The sequence below is a fragment of the Nannocystis pusilla genome (assembly GCF_020073745.1).
GTDB classification, from domain to species: Bacteria; Myxococcota_A; Polyangia; order Nannocystales; family Nannocystaceae; genus Nannocystis; species Nannocystis radixulma.
Map to the genome: position 1 here is coordinate 328890 of NZ_JAIRAU010000002.1, position 12119 is coordinate 341008.

The window sequence follows — 12119 nt, forward strand, 5'->3', positions numbered from 1 at the left end:
CTGCCCCGGAGGACCTGTCGGATCGCACATGAGCCCGGCCGGCGTCCGAGCGGGCGGGGGCGGGGACGGCGCCGCCACGAGGACGCAGGTTCAGTTGACGGCGACGGGGGCGGCGCCGCCGAACAGGCGCTCCTCGATGGCGGCCAGGCGGGCGCCGACGCGGCCCTCGCCGGCGATCCCGCGCAGGCGCGAGAACACGCGCGCGGCCGTCCGCTCGGCCAGACCGCGGACGCGGTAGCGCCAGCTCGAGCGCTCGTCGGCGGTGCCGATCAGGACCTGCAACGAGCCGAGCAGCTCGTGCTCGATGCGGTCGACGAGCGGGGTCAGGTCGGGCTTGTCGTGGGCGACGTTGAAGTGGATGAGGTCGGTCAGCGCGGCGCATACCTGGGTGCGGGCGGCCCGGAAGCGCTCGGGCTGATCACCGAGATCGGCGTGGATCCCGTCGGCCAGCGCCTGGATGAAGCCGCGCAGGTTCTGCTCGGCGTCGCGGAGGTGGGTCGCGTCGCGGAGGTCGCGGCGGAGCTCGCCGAGCTCGGCCAGGAGATCGGCGGCGATGTGGAAGCTGTCGAGCGCGCGCACCGAGGGGGTGCCCGGGGGCAGGGCGCGGTCGAAGCGGAGGCGCGGACGCTCGGCCGACAGCGCGGCGTCGTCGTGCTCGAAGCCGTCGTCGTGGATGTCCTGGCTGTCGCTCGTCGACGCCCCGGCCTCGTGACCCTCGGCCGGCACCTCGTCGTCGCCCTGGCCGCTGTACTTGCCGGACATGAGGTCGTCGCGGTCGATGAGCCAGCGCGAGCCGACGCGGCGGGCCGGCAGGCGGCCGGTCTGGGCCATGTGCCGCACGGTGCGCTCGCTCTTGCCGAGCAGGTCGGCGGCGTCCTTGATCGAGATCTCCATAGAGGTCCTCCTGTGTGCCGCGCACTCTAACCGAAGTCGGATCATGCGCCGCAAAATCGGCAGAAACTTTGCCGGTTGCGGCAGCGCCCCTTGCCGTTTCTGGATCCAGCAGCCAGTCTCCACCGGTGCGAAAACCCGAGCATCAATGGGAGACGCGCCGTTTCGTGGCCGTCCGCGCGACCGAGGTGCCGCGGCCACACGCGGCCGAGGAGGCGGTGCAGGCGTTCGAGCTCCGACGCCGCGGCGGAGGTGACGCACTGTCTGCGGTGTTCTCGCTGGGTCGGCAGATGCTGCCCCGAGAGGCGGTGGCCGAGGACCCCGACCTGCTCCATGCGGCCCGCGCCTGGCTCGCCGCGCGAGGCTCTCGCAAGCTTCGTGCCGTCGATGAGGAAGTGGCGCCGATCTGCTCGGAACAATTCACGTTGTCGGACCTCGGGTCGAGCGCCGGGCAACCTGTCCGAAAGGTCATCACACTGGCGCCGTCGAATGCCGAGCTGGTGGCCAGCCTGGGCTGCTTCGACCGCGTGATCGCGTGCGAGGACTCGTCGGACTGGCCGCCGGAGACGGCCGACCGCGAACGCCTCGGGCCGGACCTCGGGCCGGATCTGGATCGCGTGGCCGAGCTGCGACCTGACCTTGTGTTCAGCTCGCTGTCGGTGCCGGGGATGGAGCGGATCGTGACGGGACTGCGCGCACGCGGGGTGCCGCAGCGCGTGCTGGCGCCGCGATCGATCGCCGACGTGCAGGCCGAGGTCCGACTGGCCGGGGCCGACCTCGAGGTGCCGGGACGCGCAGAAGAAGTGGTGGCGCAGCTGGAGGCGGAGGCGGCGGCGCTGCGCGCGAGCCGGCCGCCGCGCCCGGCGAAGGTCTACCTCGAGTGGTGGCCGCGGCCGATGTTCACCCCGGGCGCGGCGTGCTTCAGCAACAACCTCATCGAGCTGGCCGGGGGAGTCAACGTGTTCGCCGACCGCCCAGGGGCGAGCGTGGAGATCACGGCGGAGGAGTTGGTCGCGGCCGACCCGGATATCTGCTTCGTGTCGTGGTGCGGAGTCGCGGTCGAGAAGCTCGACCCCGAGAACTTGATCACACGCGCAGGCCTCGAGTCGCTGCGAGCGGCCCGCGCCGGTCGGGTGCTCCGCCTCGACGAACGCTACTCCGGACGCCCTGGACCGCACATGCTCGAGGCAGCACGCATCATGGCGCGCGCGATCGCCAGCTTGTGAAACGAAGTGCGTCGATTTTTTGCGCGGCGGATCGAGGTGTGACAAGGCTGCGCCCATGGTGTCGCTCGAACTGCAGGTCGCCCGCCTCGTCGATGAACTCGCGCAGTACCACGGCCATCGCACGCTGTGGCTCGATCGCCGCGGGTACCTGTGCCACGCGGAGCCGGAGGACGATTTCGAGGACATCGGCTACCAGTACGTGGCGACGATGTTCCGGCCGTCCGAGGACGAGCTGCGCAGCACGATCACGCACTTCACGGCGCGCCGCGCGGCTCGCCTCGGGGCTTGTCCGGTTCCGGGGGCGTTCCACATGCACCCGGTGCCGGTGCTGATGGCGATCTGATTCTTGGGACAGGGTGCGCTTCGCAGCGCGTGGCGAACATGGGGCGCTTCGAGTCGATTGGCTCGGGGCGCTTGTCGTCGCGGAGATGGACTCGGGGGCTCGCGGTGCGGAGATAGGCTGGAGGGGCTTCGCTGATTGCCGGATGCGCCTCGCATGGGGTCCGGGGATGCCTCGGCCGCGAGTTCAGCGGGCCGATGACCCCGACTTCGTCGTGGTCATCTTGCCCTCGTATTCGCGTCCGAGGCATCCCCGGACCCCGAGCACGGCTCACCCGTGAAAAGCCGACCCGCCGTCGTCGGCTTCGATGGCGGCTGTCCTCTGGGACATGTCCTTTGCTGCCTGTTCGACGGCCTGGTCGGCCGCCGAACAGGCGCTTTCTCTCGTCAATACCGGCGGGTCATCTCCCGCGACGAGTCGCGGCCGCGCGGGCTCTGCGGTGTAGCGAGTTCAGCGGACCCATGACCCGACTTCGTCGTGGTCATCTTGCCGCGGCGAGTCGCGGGCGAGGCATCCCCGGACCCGAGCACGGCTCACTCGTGAAAAGCCGACCCGCCGTCGTCGGCTTCGATGTTGGCTGTCCTCCGGGACATGTCCTTTGCTGCCTGTTCGACGGCCTGGTCGGCCGCCGAACAGGCGCTTTCTCTCGTCAATACCGGCGGGTCATCTCCCGCGACGAGTCGCGGCCGCGCGGGCTCTGCGGTGTAGCGAGTTCAGCGGACGCATGACCCGACTTCGTCGTGGTCATCTTGCCGCGGCGAGTCGCGGGCGAGGCATCCCCGGACCCGAGCACGGCTCACCCGTGAAAAGCCGACCTGCCGTCGTCGGCTTCGACGGGGGGCTGTCCTCCGAGACATGTCCTTTGCTGCCTGTTCGACGGCCTGGTCGGCCGCCGAACAGGCGCTTTCTCTCGTCAATACCGGCGGGTCATCTCCCGCGACGAGTCATGGTTGCGCGCCGGCTCTGCGGAGGCGGAGGCGGGCGCCGAACAGGCGCTTTCTCTCGTCGATACCGGCGGGTCGTCTCCCGCGCCGAAGATGTCGGCCTGTGCGCCGGGACATGTCTCTGCTGGGTACCCGGAAGTAGGCTACTCGCGCCGAAGACGGTCTTTGGGACAGGTCCGAGAGGACCTGGGCTTCGAGTCATGCGCGGGCGCGGCGGCGGCGGGAGAGGGCGGCGAGCGTGAGGAGCAGCGCGAGCGGGGGGGCTGGTGGGCCGGGGGAGCGGCAGCCGCAGCCGGCGTCGGTGTCGACGCCGCCGCTGCTGCCGTCGCCGTCGCCGGTGGTGGGGCCGGAGGAGGAGGTGGTGGCGTCGGTGGTGGGGGCGGTGCCGGTGGTGGGCGGGTCGACGGGGCCGCTGTCGGAGGCGCTGTCGGGCGGGTCACCGGTGGTGTCGTCGCCGCCGGTGCTGGTGCCGGCCTCGCAGAAGACGCCGGGGGCGATCGGGCCGGCGCTGAAGGTGCGGTTGATGATGCTGGCCCGGCCGCGGGTCTGGCCGACCCACATGGCGATCGAGCGATCGATGATCTCGTCGATGAGGGCGTACTCCTCCTCGCACAGGACCTCGCCGGGGCGCTTGACGAGGAGGAAGGAGATGCCGAACTCGTTGGGGGCGTCGGGGTAGGCGGGCACGCGCTCGCCCTCGGCCATGATCACGTCGTCGATGGTGACGTCGCGGCGGGTGCCGCCGACGGTGAAGCTGTCGGCCTTGAAGAGGAAGGAACTGGCCGGGGGACACTCCTGGTTCGGCAGCGCGGAGTCGACGCAGTCGTGCGGATCCTCGATGACGAACCACGGCTTCACCTCGGACGGATCCATGAGCCCCATGAGGTAGAGGTCGAGGTCGCTGAACTCGAACTGCTCGAGCTTGGCGGCGGTGAAGGTGCCGTCACCGTTGTCGGTCCAGCGGTGACCCTCGACCGGCGAGCCGCCGCTGTGCATGTAGAAGCTCCAGTGGGCCTGCGAGCGCCCGAGCAACAGCTCGGTGTTGCCGCCGCCGGCGACGTGCGGGAAGGCCAGCCAGGCGTGCCCGAGCTCCTGACCGAACACGAGCGAGATCCACCAGTCGTCGATCTCGGTGGTGCCGGTGAGGATGAACTTGCGCCAGTTGTTCATGTGCAACATGCCGATGAACTGGCTGTTCGGCGTGTCGTCGAAGAACTCGGCCGGGATCACCGGATCGAAGTCGGCGGCGTGGGAATAGCCGATGCCGGCGACGTCGTTGGCGAGCGACTGATAGAAGGCGCCGACGCCGTCGACGAGATCGAAGGTGGAGTAGACGACGATGAACTGGCCGTCGTCGGGGTGAACCTCGAGGAAGCCGTCCTCGAGCGGGTAGTAGCCGCCGTAGAAGCCGGTGCGCGAGAACCAGTTGGCGTGCTCGACGGTGCCGTCGTCGTCGAACACCATGAAGTTCTTGCGCTGCTCGACGAACTGGACCGGACCGGCGTGCGCCGTGTCGAGGAGGAGGAGGTCGAGGCCGAGGACGAGGGCGAACGGTGCGACCAGGGCGAGGCGAGGCACGAGCGCAGGATAGAAGCAGTTGCGCGGACCCCCAAGCGGATAAACGCCCGCGAGGCCCGAGGCGCCGGCCCCGGGCCGCGACGTCACGCCCCGGCTTCCGCGCTGCGCTGCTCGAGATCCTCCCAGCGCGCGACGAGGGCGGCGGCGCGCCGACGGGCCTCGTCGAGCTTGCGCACCAGCTCGGTGACCTTGTCGCCGCCGCCGCTGTAGACGGCCGGATCGCCCAGCCGCGCCTCGAGCTCCTGGACCTCGGCCTCGGCAGCCTCGATCTTGCCGAGGATCCCGTCGAGCTCGCGCCGCTCGGCGTAACTGAGACCCTTGCGGGCGACCGGCGCGCCGCTCTTCGCCGGCGCCGGCGCCGGCCGTGCGCTCGGCTGGGGTTCGGCGGCCGCTTCGGTCTCGGCCAGGCGCTCGAGGTAATCGCTGTAATTGCCGTGGTGCCGCACGACCTTGCCGTCGCCCTCGAAGGCGAGGATCGAGGTGGCGACACGATCGAGGAACCAGCGATCGTGGGTGACGATGATCGCCGCGCCGGTGAACTCGAGCAGCATCTCCTCGACGGCGCCGAGCGTGGCGACGTCGAGGTCGTTGGTCGGCTCGTCGAGGAGAACGAGGTTGGAGGCGCCGGACAGCAGGACGGCGAGGGCGACCCGCGCCCGCTCGCCGCCGGACAGCGAGCCGACCTTCTGCGCGTAGGCGGACGGATCGAACAGGAAGCGCTCGAGGTAGCGCGCGATGTCGAGCGGGTGGCCGCCGCCGAGGTCGAGGCCGCGGCGCCGCTCGGCGATGTTGTCGTAGACGCTGCGGCCGTCGTCGAGGCCGGAGCGGTTCTGGTCGAGGTAGGCGATGGCGGTGTGCTTGCCCCGGACGACCTCGCCGGCGGTGGGCGCGAGCTCGCCGGCGATCGAGCGCAGGAGCGTGGTCTTGCCGCTGCCGTTGGGCCCGACGACGCCGATCCGCTCGCCCTGGTTGAGCGCGAGGGTGAATTCGCGGACGAGCACGCGGCCGAGCTCGAGGGTGACGCCGCGCAGCTCGAGGATCGTCTTGCCGCTGCGAGCTGCCTCGAGAGACAGCTCGACCCGACGCTCGCGCGGCGGCCCGGACTTGGCCAGCTCGGCCTCGGCCCGGTTGACCCGCGCGGTCTGCTTGGTGGTGCGCGCCTTGGGTTGACGCCGCAACCACTCGAGCTCGCGGCGGAGGAAGTTCTGCCGGTTGGCCTCGGTGCGCTGGGCGTGGGCCATGCGCTCGGCCTTGGCCTCGAGGTAGGCGCCGAAGCCCCCGTCGTAGGCGTAGACGGTGCCGCGGTCGACCTCGAAGGTCCGCGTGCACACGCGATCGAGGATGTAGCGATCGTGGGTGATGAGGAGGACGGCGCCGCTGTAGTCCTCGGCGAGGTGACGCTCGAGCCACTCGATGGCGGCGACGTCGAGATGGTTGGTCGGCTCGTCGAGGACGGCGAGGTCGGGGCGGCGCGCGAGCAGGGCGGCGAGGGCGACGCGCCGGCGCTCGCCGCCGCTGAGCCGCTCGGTCGCTGCAGAAGGATCGCGGACGCCGAGGCGCGCGAGGTAGGCCTCGGCCTCGGCCGCGCGCCCCCACCCGCCGCAGCGCTCGATCTCCGCCGCGGCCGCCGCCTGCTCGGCCACGAGAGCGTCGACCGCGGCCGATCCCGCGGCCTGCTCGAGACCCGCCGTGGCGGCGTCGTAGCGGGCGCGGGCGGCAGACCACTGGCCGAGGCCGGCGAGGACCGCTTCGAGGGCGGTGAGGCCGGGTGGGAGCCGCGGCTCCTGTTCGAGATAGGCGATCGCGGCGTCGCGGCGGAGGACGACCTCGCCGGCGTCAAGGGCGTCCAGGCCGGCCAGAATCCGCGCCAGGGTGGTTTTTCCCGAGCCGTTGTTGCCGACCAGCCCGACGCGTTCGCCGGTCATCAGCGTGAGGTTGACGCCGTCGAGGACGCGGCGCACGCCGAAGCTCTTCTCGACCTGGCGCAGGCTTGCGATGGGCACGGCCCGGGACTGTACCCTCGCCCGGGTCCGCCGCGCGGCAATTGTGGGGGAGGACACGCCCACCCGGCCGGCGCCCGCCTCCCCGAGCAAGGATGCGATCCTCCGGGCCGAGGCCGCCGCGGCCGCCACCCCCGGGCCGGCGGATTCCAGGGGGTGAGGTGAATTTCAGGCGCCCCGGCGCGTGAGGTGAAATCGCCGCCGGAGGGGCGGGTGGAGGTTGACAGGTCCCGGGGCGAGGGCGGATCCTGCTCCGGGTCATGACCTCAATCGGCACTCACGGAGCCCGTCGGGTCGCAGCCGGCCTCGCTCCGGTCGCGTCGCGCGTGTGCGTCCGGCGTGTCGCTTGTGGAGTGTCGACGCAACGACGCGGTCCCGCTCAGGGCGCCGCGAGCCACGGCCGACGTGGCGTGCAGTGAAGAGAGAATAGGAGAGAGACAGAAGTGAAAATTTTCGTCGGTGGACTGGCGTGGGCGACGGGCGACGAGAGCCTGCGCGCGGCCTTTGAACCCTTCGGTAAGGTCGACGAGGCGATCGTCGTCAAGGACAAGGAGACCATGCGCAGCCGTGGCTTCGGGTTCGTGACGTTCGCCGATGAGGCGGCCGGTCGTGCCGCGCTCGAGGCGATGAACGGCGCGGTGCTCGACGGGCGGACCATCCGCTGCGACGCCGCGGTCGAGCGCGCCCGCAGCGATCGGCCCTCGCGGCCCTTCGTCGAGCGTGCGCCCTCGGGCGGCTTCCAGGGCGGTGGCGGCGGTCCCCGCGGTGGCGGCGGCGGCGGCGGCGGTCGTGACTGGGGCGGCGGCGGCGGTGGTCGCGGCGGTGGCGGCGGCGGCGGCGGCTGGGGCGGCGGCGGCGGCGGCGGTGGTCGCGGCGGCGGCGGCGGCGGCGGTGGTCGCGGCGGCCGTGGCGGTCGTGGCGGCCGGCGGCGCGACGACGACGACTACGGCGACTGAATCCTGCGTCGAACCCTGAGCAGTGCGCCGCCACGGGCCCCGGCCCGCGGCGGCGCTCCTGTTTGGTCGGTGCGATGCGTGTGGAGCTGTCCGAAGAGACAGCCTGCGAGCCGCGCGGCGAATGGCGCGAAGGGCATGTCCGAAGAGACAGGCTCTTCACGCCAGCGGTGCGGATGCAGGCGCTCAGCCGGCGTGAAGTTCGGCGTCGAAGCTGGCTGAAAGGACAGGCAGGCGCAGAGGTGCGGGGGAGGCGCGCCGCCGCGGCGGGCGGCCGACCTGTCCCGAGCGACCGGTCGGGAGCGTCAGGCCGGGACCTCGATCACCGCGGGGATCACCAGCTCGTGGCGGATGACCGCGCCGTCGGGCTTGAAGTAGAGCTCGTGCAGGCGCCCGCCGGCCTCGAACTCGATCTCGTACTCGTCGCCGGCGCCGGTGAGGGTCTTCTTCTCGACCTCCTTGATCGCCGCGCCGGGGTGAGCCTTGTCGAAGGCGGCGCGCACCGGCTCGGGCAGGGCCTTGGCGTCGATGTGACACTCGGTGTAGAGGACGCCGCCGTCGGCCTTGGCGCTCAGCTCGCAGCTCTGCTTGTCGGCGGTCTCGACCTCGACCTCGAACAGGCGGCCGTGCGGGGCCACGAACTCGGTCTCGTAGCGGAGCGCCCTGGCGCCGGGATAGACGGCCTCGACCTGCTTGCGCACCGGCTCCGGCAGGGACGCGGCGTCCTGGTGGTAGACGGAGAAGTAGCGCAGCGAGCCGTCGGCCTCGACCTCGAGCTTGATCTTCTCGACGCCCTGGGCCGTGCCGGCGGTGCGCACGAGGTCGGCGTCGAGCTGCCCGGGGCCGGAGGCCGCGGGGGGCGGCGCGGGCTTGGCCTCGGCCGGTGCAGCCGGCGCGGCCGGCGTGGTCGGAGAAGGCGCCGGCGGGCCCTTGGTGGCGGCCTCGGGGCCGCACGCGAGGATGAGCAGACCGGCGACGGCGAGCGCCGGGGTGCGGGGGTCGTGCATGCGAATTACTCCTGTCACCAGTGTACACTGGAGCGGTGCGAGCGCCGTCGATCCGACTGGCGCGGTCTGCTGACCTCGCCGCGATCGCCATGGTCCACGCCGCGTCGGTGCGAGCGTTGTGTGCCGGCCACTACTCGCCGCAGACGATCGAGCAGTGGCTCGCCCCCAGCCCGGGGCTCTACGACCGCATGCTGCGCTCGTCGACGGTGTACGTGGCCGAACGTGCCGGGCGGGTGGTCGCGTTCGCGGCCGTTCGCCTGGCGACCCGCGAGGTCCGGGCCATGTACGTGAGCCCCGGCGTGACCGGCGGCGGGCTCGGCCTGCGGCTGATGCGGCGCGTGGAACGGGTGGCGCGCGCCGTCGGCATCGCCGAGCTCCGCCTGGCGGCCACGCTCAACGCCGTCGGCTTCTACGAGCGCCTCGGCTGGCGCCGCGACAGCGCCCGCGGCGGCAAGCGGCCGGCGCAGCGGTGCGTGCCGATGCGCAAGCGGTTGTAGCCGGCGAGCGAGGCCGTGGTCCGCGGCGGCCCAGCTGTCTTCGGGGACATGTCGCAGGGGGCGGGGGAGCGAGGCTGATCTTGAGGACATGTTCGTATGTCCTGAGAGACAGGTGACCACGGGATGTGCGTTCAATCTCCGCCCGGCGGGCGGCGAGCGATCTCGCACTCCGGCCGAGACGCGTCGGACGGCCCGCGCCCTGCGGTCGCAGGGTCGTCAGGGCGGCCGCGGCGGGGTACATTCCCGCGCCCATGCCGAGCGAGATGGTCCGCCTGTTCCCGCCCCGCACGCCCGCCGCCGTGATGATCGCGGTGTGGGGCATCGCCGGGGTGGTGGCGCTGATCGTCAGCGCGATCGTCCGCCTGTCGCCGCTGGCGATCGAGCCGCTGACGACGGGGATGACGCCGCTGCAGTGGGCGCTGTACATCGGCTGGTCGCTCTTCAACCTCTACGCCGAGGGCTACAAGGGCTTCCAGAAGGCGTTCGTGCCGCGGGCGGTGGCGCGGTCGTTCTACGTGGCCCGCTACCCGCGGCCGCTGCACGTGGTGCTCGCGCCGCTGTTCACCATGGGGCTGTTCTTCGCCACGCGGAAGCGGCTGATCCTGTCGTGGGGCCTGGTGATCGGCGTGACGGCCCTGGTCACGCTGGTCCGCGGGCTGGCGCAGCCGTGGCGCGGGATCGTCGATGCCGGGGTCGTGCTCGGGCTGTCCTATGGGACAGTCGCGCTGCTGGTCGCGTTCGTCGCGGTGCTGCGCGGGCGGCCGCTGACCGTGTCGGCGCAGGTGCCGGCCGACGCGCCGCAGTAGGCGAGCGCGTCAGTTGTGGGCGACGAGGCCGTACTCGACGCACTCGTCCTGGCTCGGCTTGTCGATGCGGACGTAGACGCGGATGTCGTCGGAGCTGCCGGAGCAGTTGAAGTCGGACACCGTGAAGGTCGCGCCGCCGCAGCAGCCGGGCCGCAAGCCGCCGGACAGGGCCGTCTGGGTGCCGTCGGGGCAGGTGATCTCGGTGCCCACGGCGCCGCCCTCGTCGCACTCGATGAACTGACACACGCGCACGGCCGCCGACGAGGTGACCTTGACGGTGGGCTCGGCGACGTGGCCGAAGGTGTCGAGGCCGTGATAGGTGTACCAGTCGACGTCGCCCGCGCCGCCGAGGACGCCGTCGGCGGTGACGACGTTGTCGTCGTCGTCGTCGATCTCGCCGAGGTCCTGGGCGTTCGGCTCGGTGTCGTCGGGCTCGCCGAGGTCGCCGTCGCAGGCGAGCTCGGGCACGCAGACGCCGTCCTCGCAGGCGAGGCCGTCGGCGCAGGTGTCACCGTCGCAGACGCAGCCGACCTGGCCGGGGTCGCAGATCGGGCCGGTGGTGCCGGTGGTGTCGTCGGTGGTGCCGCTCGTGGTCGTCGTCGGGTCGTCGCCGGTGGTGGTCGTGGTAGTGTCGCCGCCGGTGGTCGGGACGTCGGTGGTCGCGGCGCTGCCGGTCGACGCGCCGGTGCTCGACGCGTCGGTGGCCGCGCTGGCGCTGGTGATGCCGCTGTTGCTGCCGGTGTCGGCCGGGTCGTCGCCGGCGCTGCAGGCGAACAGGGTGAGCGAGGCGAGGACCAGGGCGCGCGAGCGGAGCATCATGTCAGTTCACCGCGTAAGGGACGTTGAGGGCGAACGGCGCGATCTCGGCGTCGAACTGCTGGCCGTCGTCCGTGACCATCTGATAGGTGCCGCGCATGGTGCCGTAGGCGGTCTTCAGCGGGCATCCCGAGGTGTACTCGAACGACTCGCCGGGGGCGAGCACCGGCTGGGCGCCGACGACCCCGGCGCCGCGAACCTCCTCGGTCCGGCCGTTGGCGTCGGTGATGACCCAGTGGCGACTGACGAGCTGCACCGTGTCGATGCCCTCGTTGGAGATCTTCACGGTGTAAGCGAAGAACCACTGCCGCTCGCTCTGGTTGGCGTGCGAGTGTTCGGGGAGGTATTGCGACGCGACGCGCACGCGCACGCCGTTGGTGATCGCCTCGGAGGTCGACACGGGGGCGATCTATACGCCGCGGCCATGCCCGCCGACAAGTGGCCGGCAGGCCGGATGGTCGATGCGAGCGCGCCGGATCGACCGTGGACGAAATTTCATTCGCGCGAGCCGCCGGCGCAGGCCTCGGCCTCGGCCTCGCAGCCGGCGGGGCTGTCGTCCATGAGGAGGAAGCCGATGCAGGCCAGACACACGGGGTCCATCAAGTTGTCGGTGCTGCACGCCTCGGTCTCGAAGCACTGCTGACCGACGCAGAGGCCGAGCTGAAACGCCTTGCCGGCCTCCTCCGCGGACAGGCCGTCGGCGCACATCTGGGCGCACTCGAGGTCGAACTGGAGCGCGCACGGGAGCACGCAGTCGAGCAGCTCGTCGCAGGTCGGCGGCGGCTCGGGCGCCAGCGTGGTGCTGCTGCCGCCGGTGGTGGGGTCGGCGCCGGTGCTGGTGGTCGTGGTGGTGATGTCGCCGGTGGTCGGCGGCTCCGTCGTCGAGGTGCTGGTGGTCGTGCTCGTGCCGGTGGTGGCGGGGACGTCGAGGCCGCCGAGCAGGTCGTCGCTGTTGCAGGCGAAGCCGGACGTGGATGCGACGACCAGGGCGAGGAGCGACGCGCGAGGCGACATGCCGCGCCACGATAGCAGGTGCAAGCCCGCGCCGGGGGTGGGGCGCC

At 71.8% G+C, this 12119-nt stretch carries 12 protein-coding genes; 5 read left to right on the plus strand and 7 right to left on the minus strand.

Annotated features, from left to right (window positions below; all coding sequences use genetic code 11):
* Positions 1 to 90 precede the first annotated feature (90 nt).
* Positions 91 to 894: a helix-turn-helix domain-containing protein gene (locus tag K7C98_RS07375; RefSeq protein ID WP_224190855.1), complete on the minus strand. Its 804-nt coding sequence runs from the start codon at positions 892 to 894 to the stop codon at positions 91 to 93.
* Positions 895 to 908: 14 nt separating this feature from the next.
* Here K7C98_RS07375 and K7C98_RS07380 point away from each other — a divergent pair, with 14 nt between their 5' ends.
* Complete coding sequence (locus tag K7C98_RS07380) at positions 909 to 2117, plus strand: helical backbone metal receptor (protein WP_224190856.1); 1209 nt, start codon at positions 909 to 911, stop codon at positions 2115 to 2117.
* Positions 2118 to 2172: 55 nt separating this feature from the next.
* Positions 2173 to 2460, plus strand: a complete 288-nt coding sequence (locus tag K7C98_RS07385) for a hypothetical protein (protein ID WP_224190857.1) — start codon at positions 2173 to 2175, stop codon at positions 2458 to 2460.
* Positions 2461 to 3599: 1139 nt separating this feature from the next.
* Here K7C98_RS07385 and K7C98_RS07390 read toward each other — a convergent pair.
* Positions 3600 to 4979 (minus strand): MYXO-CTERM sorting domain-containing protein, encoded by a 1380-nt coding sequence (locus K7C98_RS07390; RefSeq protein WP_224190858.1) that lies wholly within the window; start codon positions 4977 to 4979, stop codon positions 3600 to 3602.
* 83 nt (positions 4980 to 5062) lie between these two features.
* A complete protein-coding gene (locus K7C98_RS07395; protein WP_224190859.1) occupies positions 5063 to 6982 on the minus strand; it encodes an ABC-F family ATP-binding cassette domain-containing protein in 1920 nt (639 codons plus the stop codon).
* Between the two features lie 440 nt (positions 6983 to 7422).
* Here K7C98_RS07395 and K7C98_RS07400 point away from each other — a divergent pair, with 440 nt between their 5' ends.
* A complete protein-coding gene (locus K7C98_RS07400) occupies positions 7423 to 7935 on the plus strand; it encodes an RNA recognition motif domain-containing protein (RefSeq protein ID WP_224190860.1) in 513 nt (170 codons plus the stop codon).
* A gap of 302 nt (positions 7936 to 8237) precedes the next feature.
* Here K7C98_RS07400 and K7C98_RS07405 read toward each other — a convergent pair whose 3' ends face one another.
* Positions 8238 to 8939, minus strand: coding sequence for a PepSY-like domain-containing protein (locus K7C98_RS07405; protein ID WP_224190861.1), 702 nt, complete (start codon positions 8937 to 8939; stop codon positions 8238 to 8240).
* Between the two features lie 35 nt (positions 8940 to 8974).
* Here K7C98_RS07405 and K7C98_RS07410 point away from each other — a divergent pair, with 35 nt between their 5' ends.
* Both K7C98_RS07410 and K7C98_RS07415 read left to right on the plus strand, forming a co-directional pair.
* A complete protein-coding gene (locus K7C98_RS07410; protein ID WP_224190862.1) occupies positions 8975 to 9436 on the plus strand; it encodes a GNAT family N-acetyltransferase in 462 nt (153 codons plus the stop codon).
* Between the two features lie 251 nt (positions 9437 to 9687).
* Entirely contained in the window at positions 9688 to 10242 is a 555-nt protein-coding gene (locus K7C98_RS07415) for a hypothetical protein (protein ID WP_224190863.1), read from the plus strand.
* 9 nt (positions 10243 to 10251) lie between these two features.
* Here the strand turns inward: K7C98_RS07415 and K7C98_RS07420 are convergent, their stop codons facing one another.
* The 3 genes from K7C98_RS07420 to K7C98_RS07430 form a co-directional block, all read right to left on the minus strand.
* The gene (locus K7C98_RS07420) at positions 10252 to 11061 is read right to left on the minus strand and encodes a hypothetical protein (RefSeq protein WP_224190864.1); all 810 of its coding nucleotides are present in this window, start codon (positions 11059 to 11061) and stop codon (positions 10252 to 10254) included.
* 1 nt (position 11062) lies between these two features.
* Positions 11063 to 11458, minus strand: coding sequence for a Co2+/Mg2+ efflux protein ApaG (gene apaG, locus K7C98_RS07425; protein ID WP_224190865.1), 396 nt, complete (start codon positions 11456 to 11458; stop codon positions 11063 to 11065).
* A 95-nt stretch (positions 11459 to 11553) separates the two neighbouring features.
* Positions 11554 to 12072, minus strand: coding sequence for a hypothetical protein (locus K7C98_RS07430; protein WP_224190866.1), 519 nt, complete (start codon positions 12070 to 12072; stop codon positions 11554 to 11556).
* Positions 12073 to 12119: the final 47 nt, after the last annotated feature.

Bases quoted from the DNA above. Each gene is read 5' to 3' on its own strand.
- K7C98_RS07415 (WP_224190863.1), top strand. From the start codon at position 9,688: ATGCCGAGCGAGATGGTCCGCCTGTTCCCGCCCCGCACGCCCGCCGCC.
- K7C98_RS07385 (WP_224190857.1), top strand. From the start codon at position 2,173: ATGGTGTCGCTCGAACTGCAGGTCGCCCGCCTCGTCGATGAACTCGCG.
- K7C98_RS07375 (WP_224190855.1), bottom strand. From the start codon at position 894: ATGGAGATCTCGATCAAGGACGCCGCCGACCTGCTCGGCAAGAGCGAG.
- K7C98_RS07430 (WP_224190866.1), bottom strand. From the start codon at position 12,072: ATGTCGCCTCGCGCGTCGCTCCTCGCCCTGGTCGTCGCATCCACGTCC.
- K7C98_RS07405 (WP_224190861.1), bottom strand. From the start codon at position 8,939: ATGCACGACCCCCGCACCCCGGCGCTCGCCGTCGCCGGTCTGCTCATC.
- K7C98_RS07420 (WP_224190864.1), bottom strand. From the start codon at position 11,061: ATGATGCTCCGCTCGCGCGCCCTGGTCCTCGCCTCGCTCACCCTGTTC.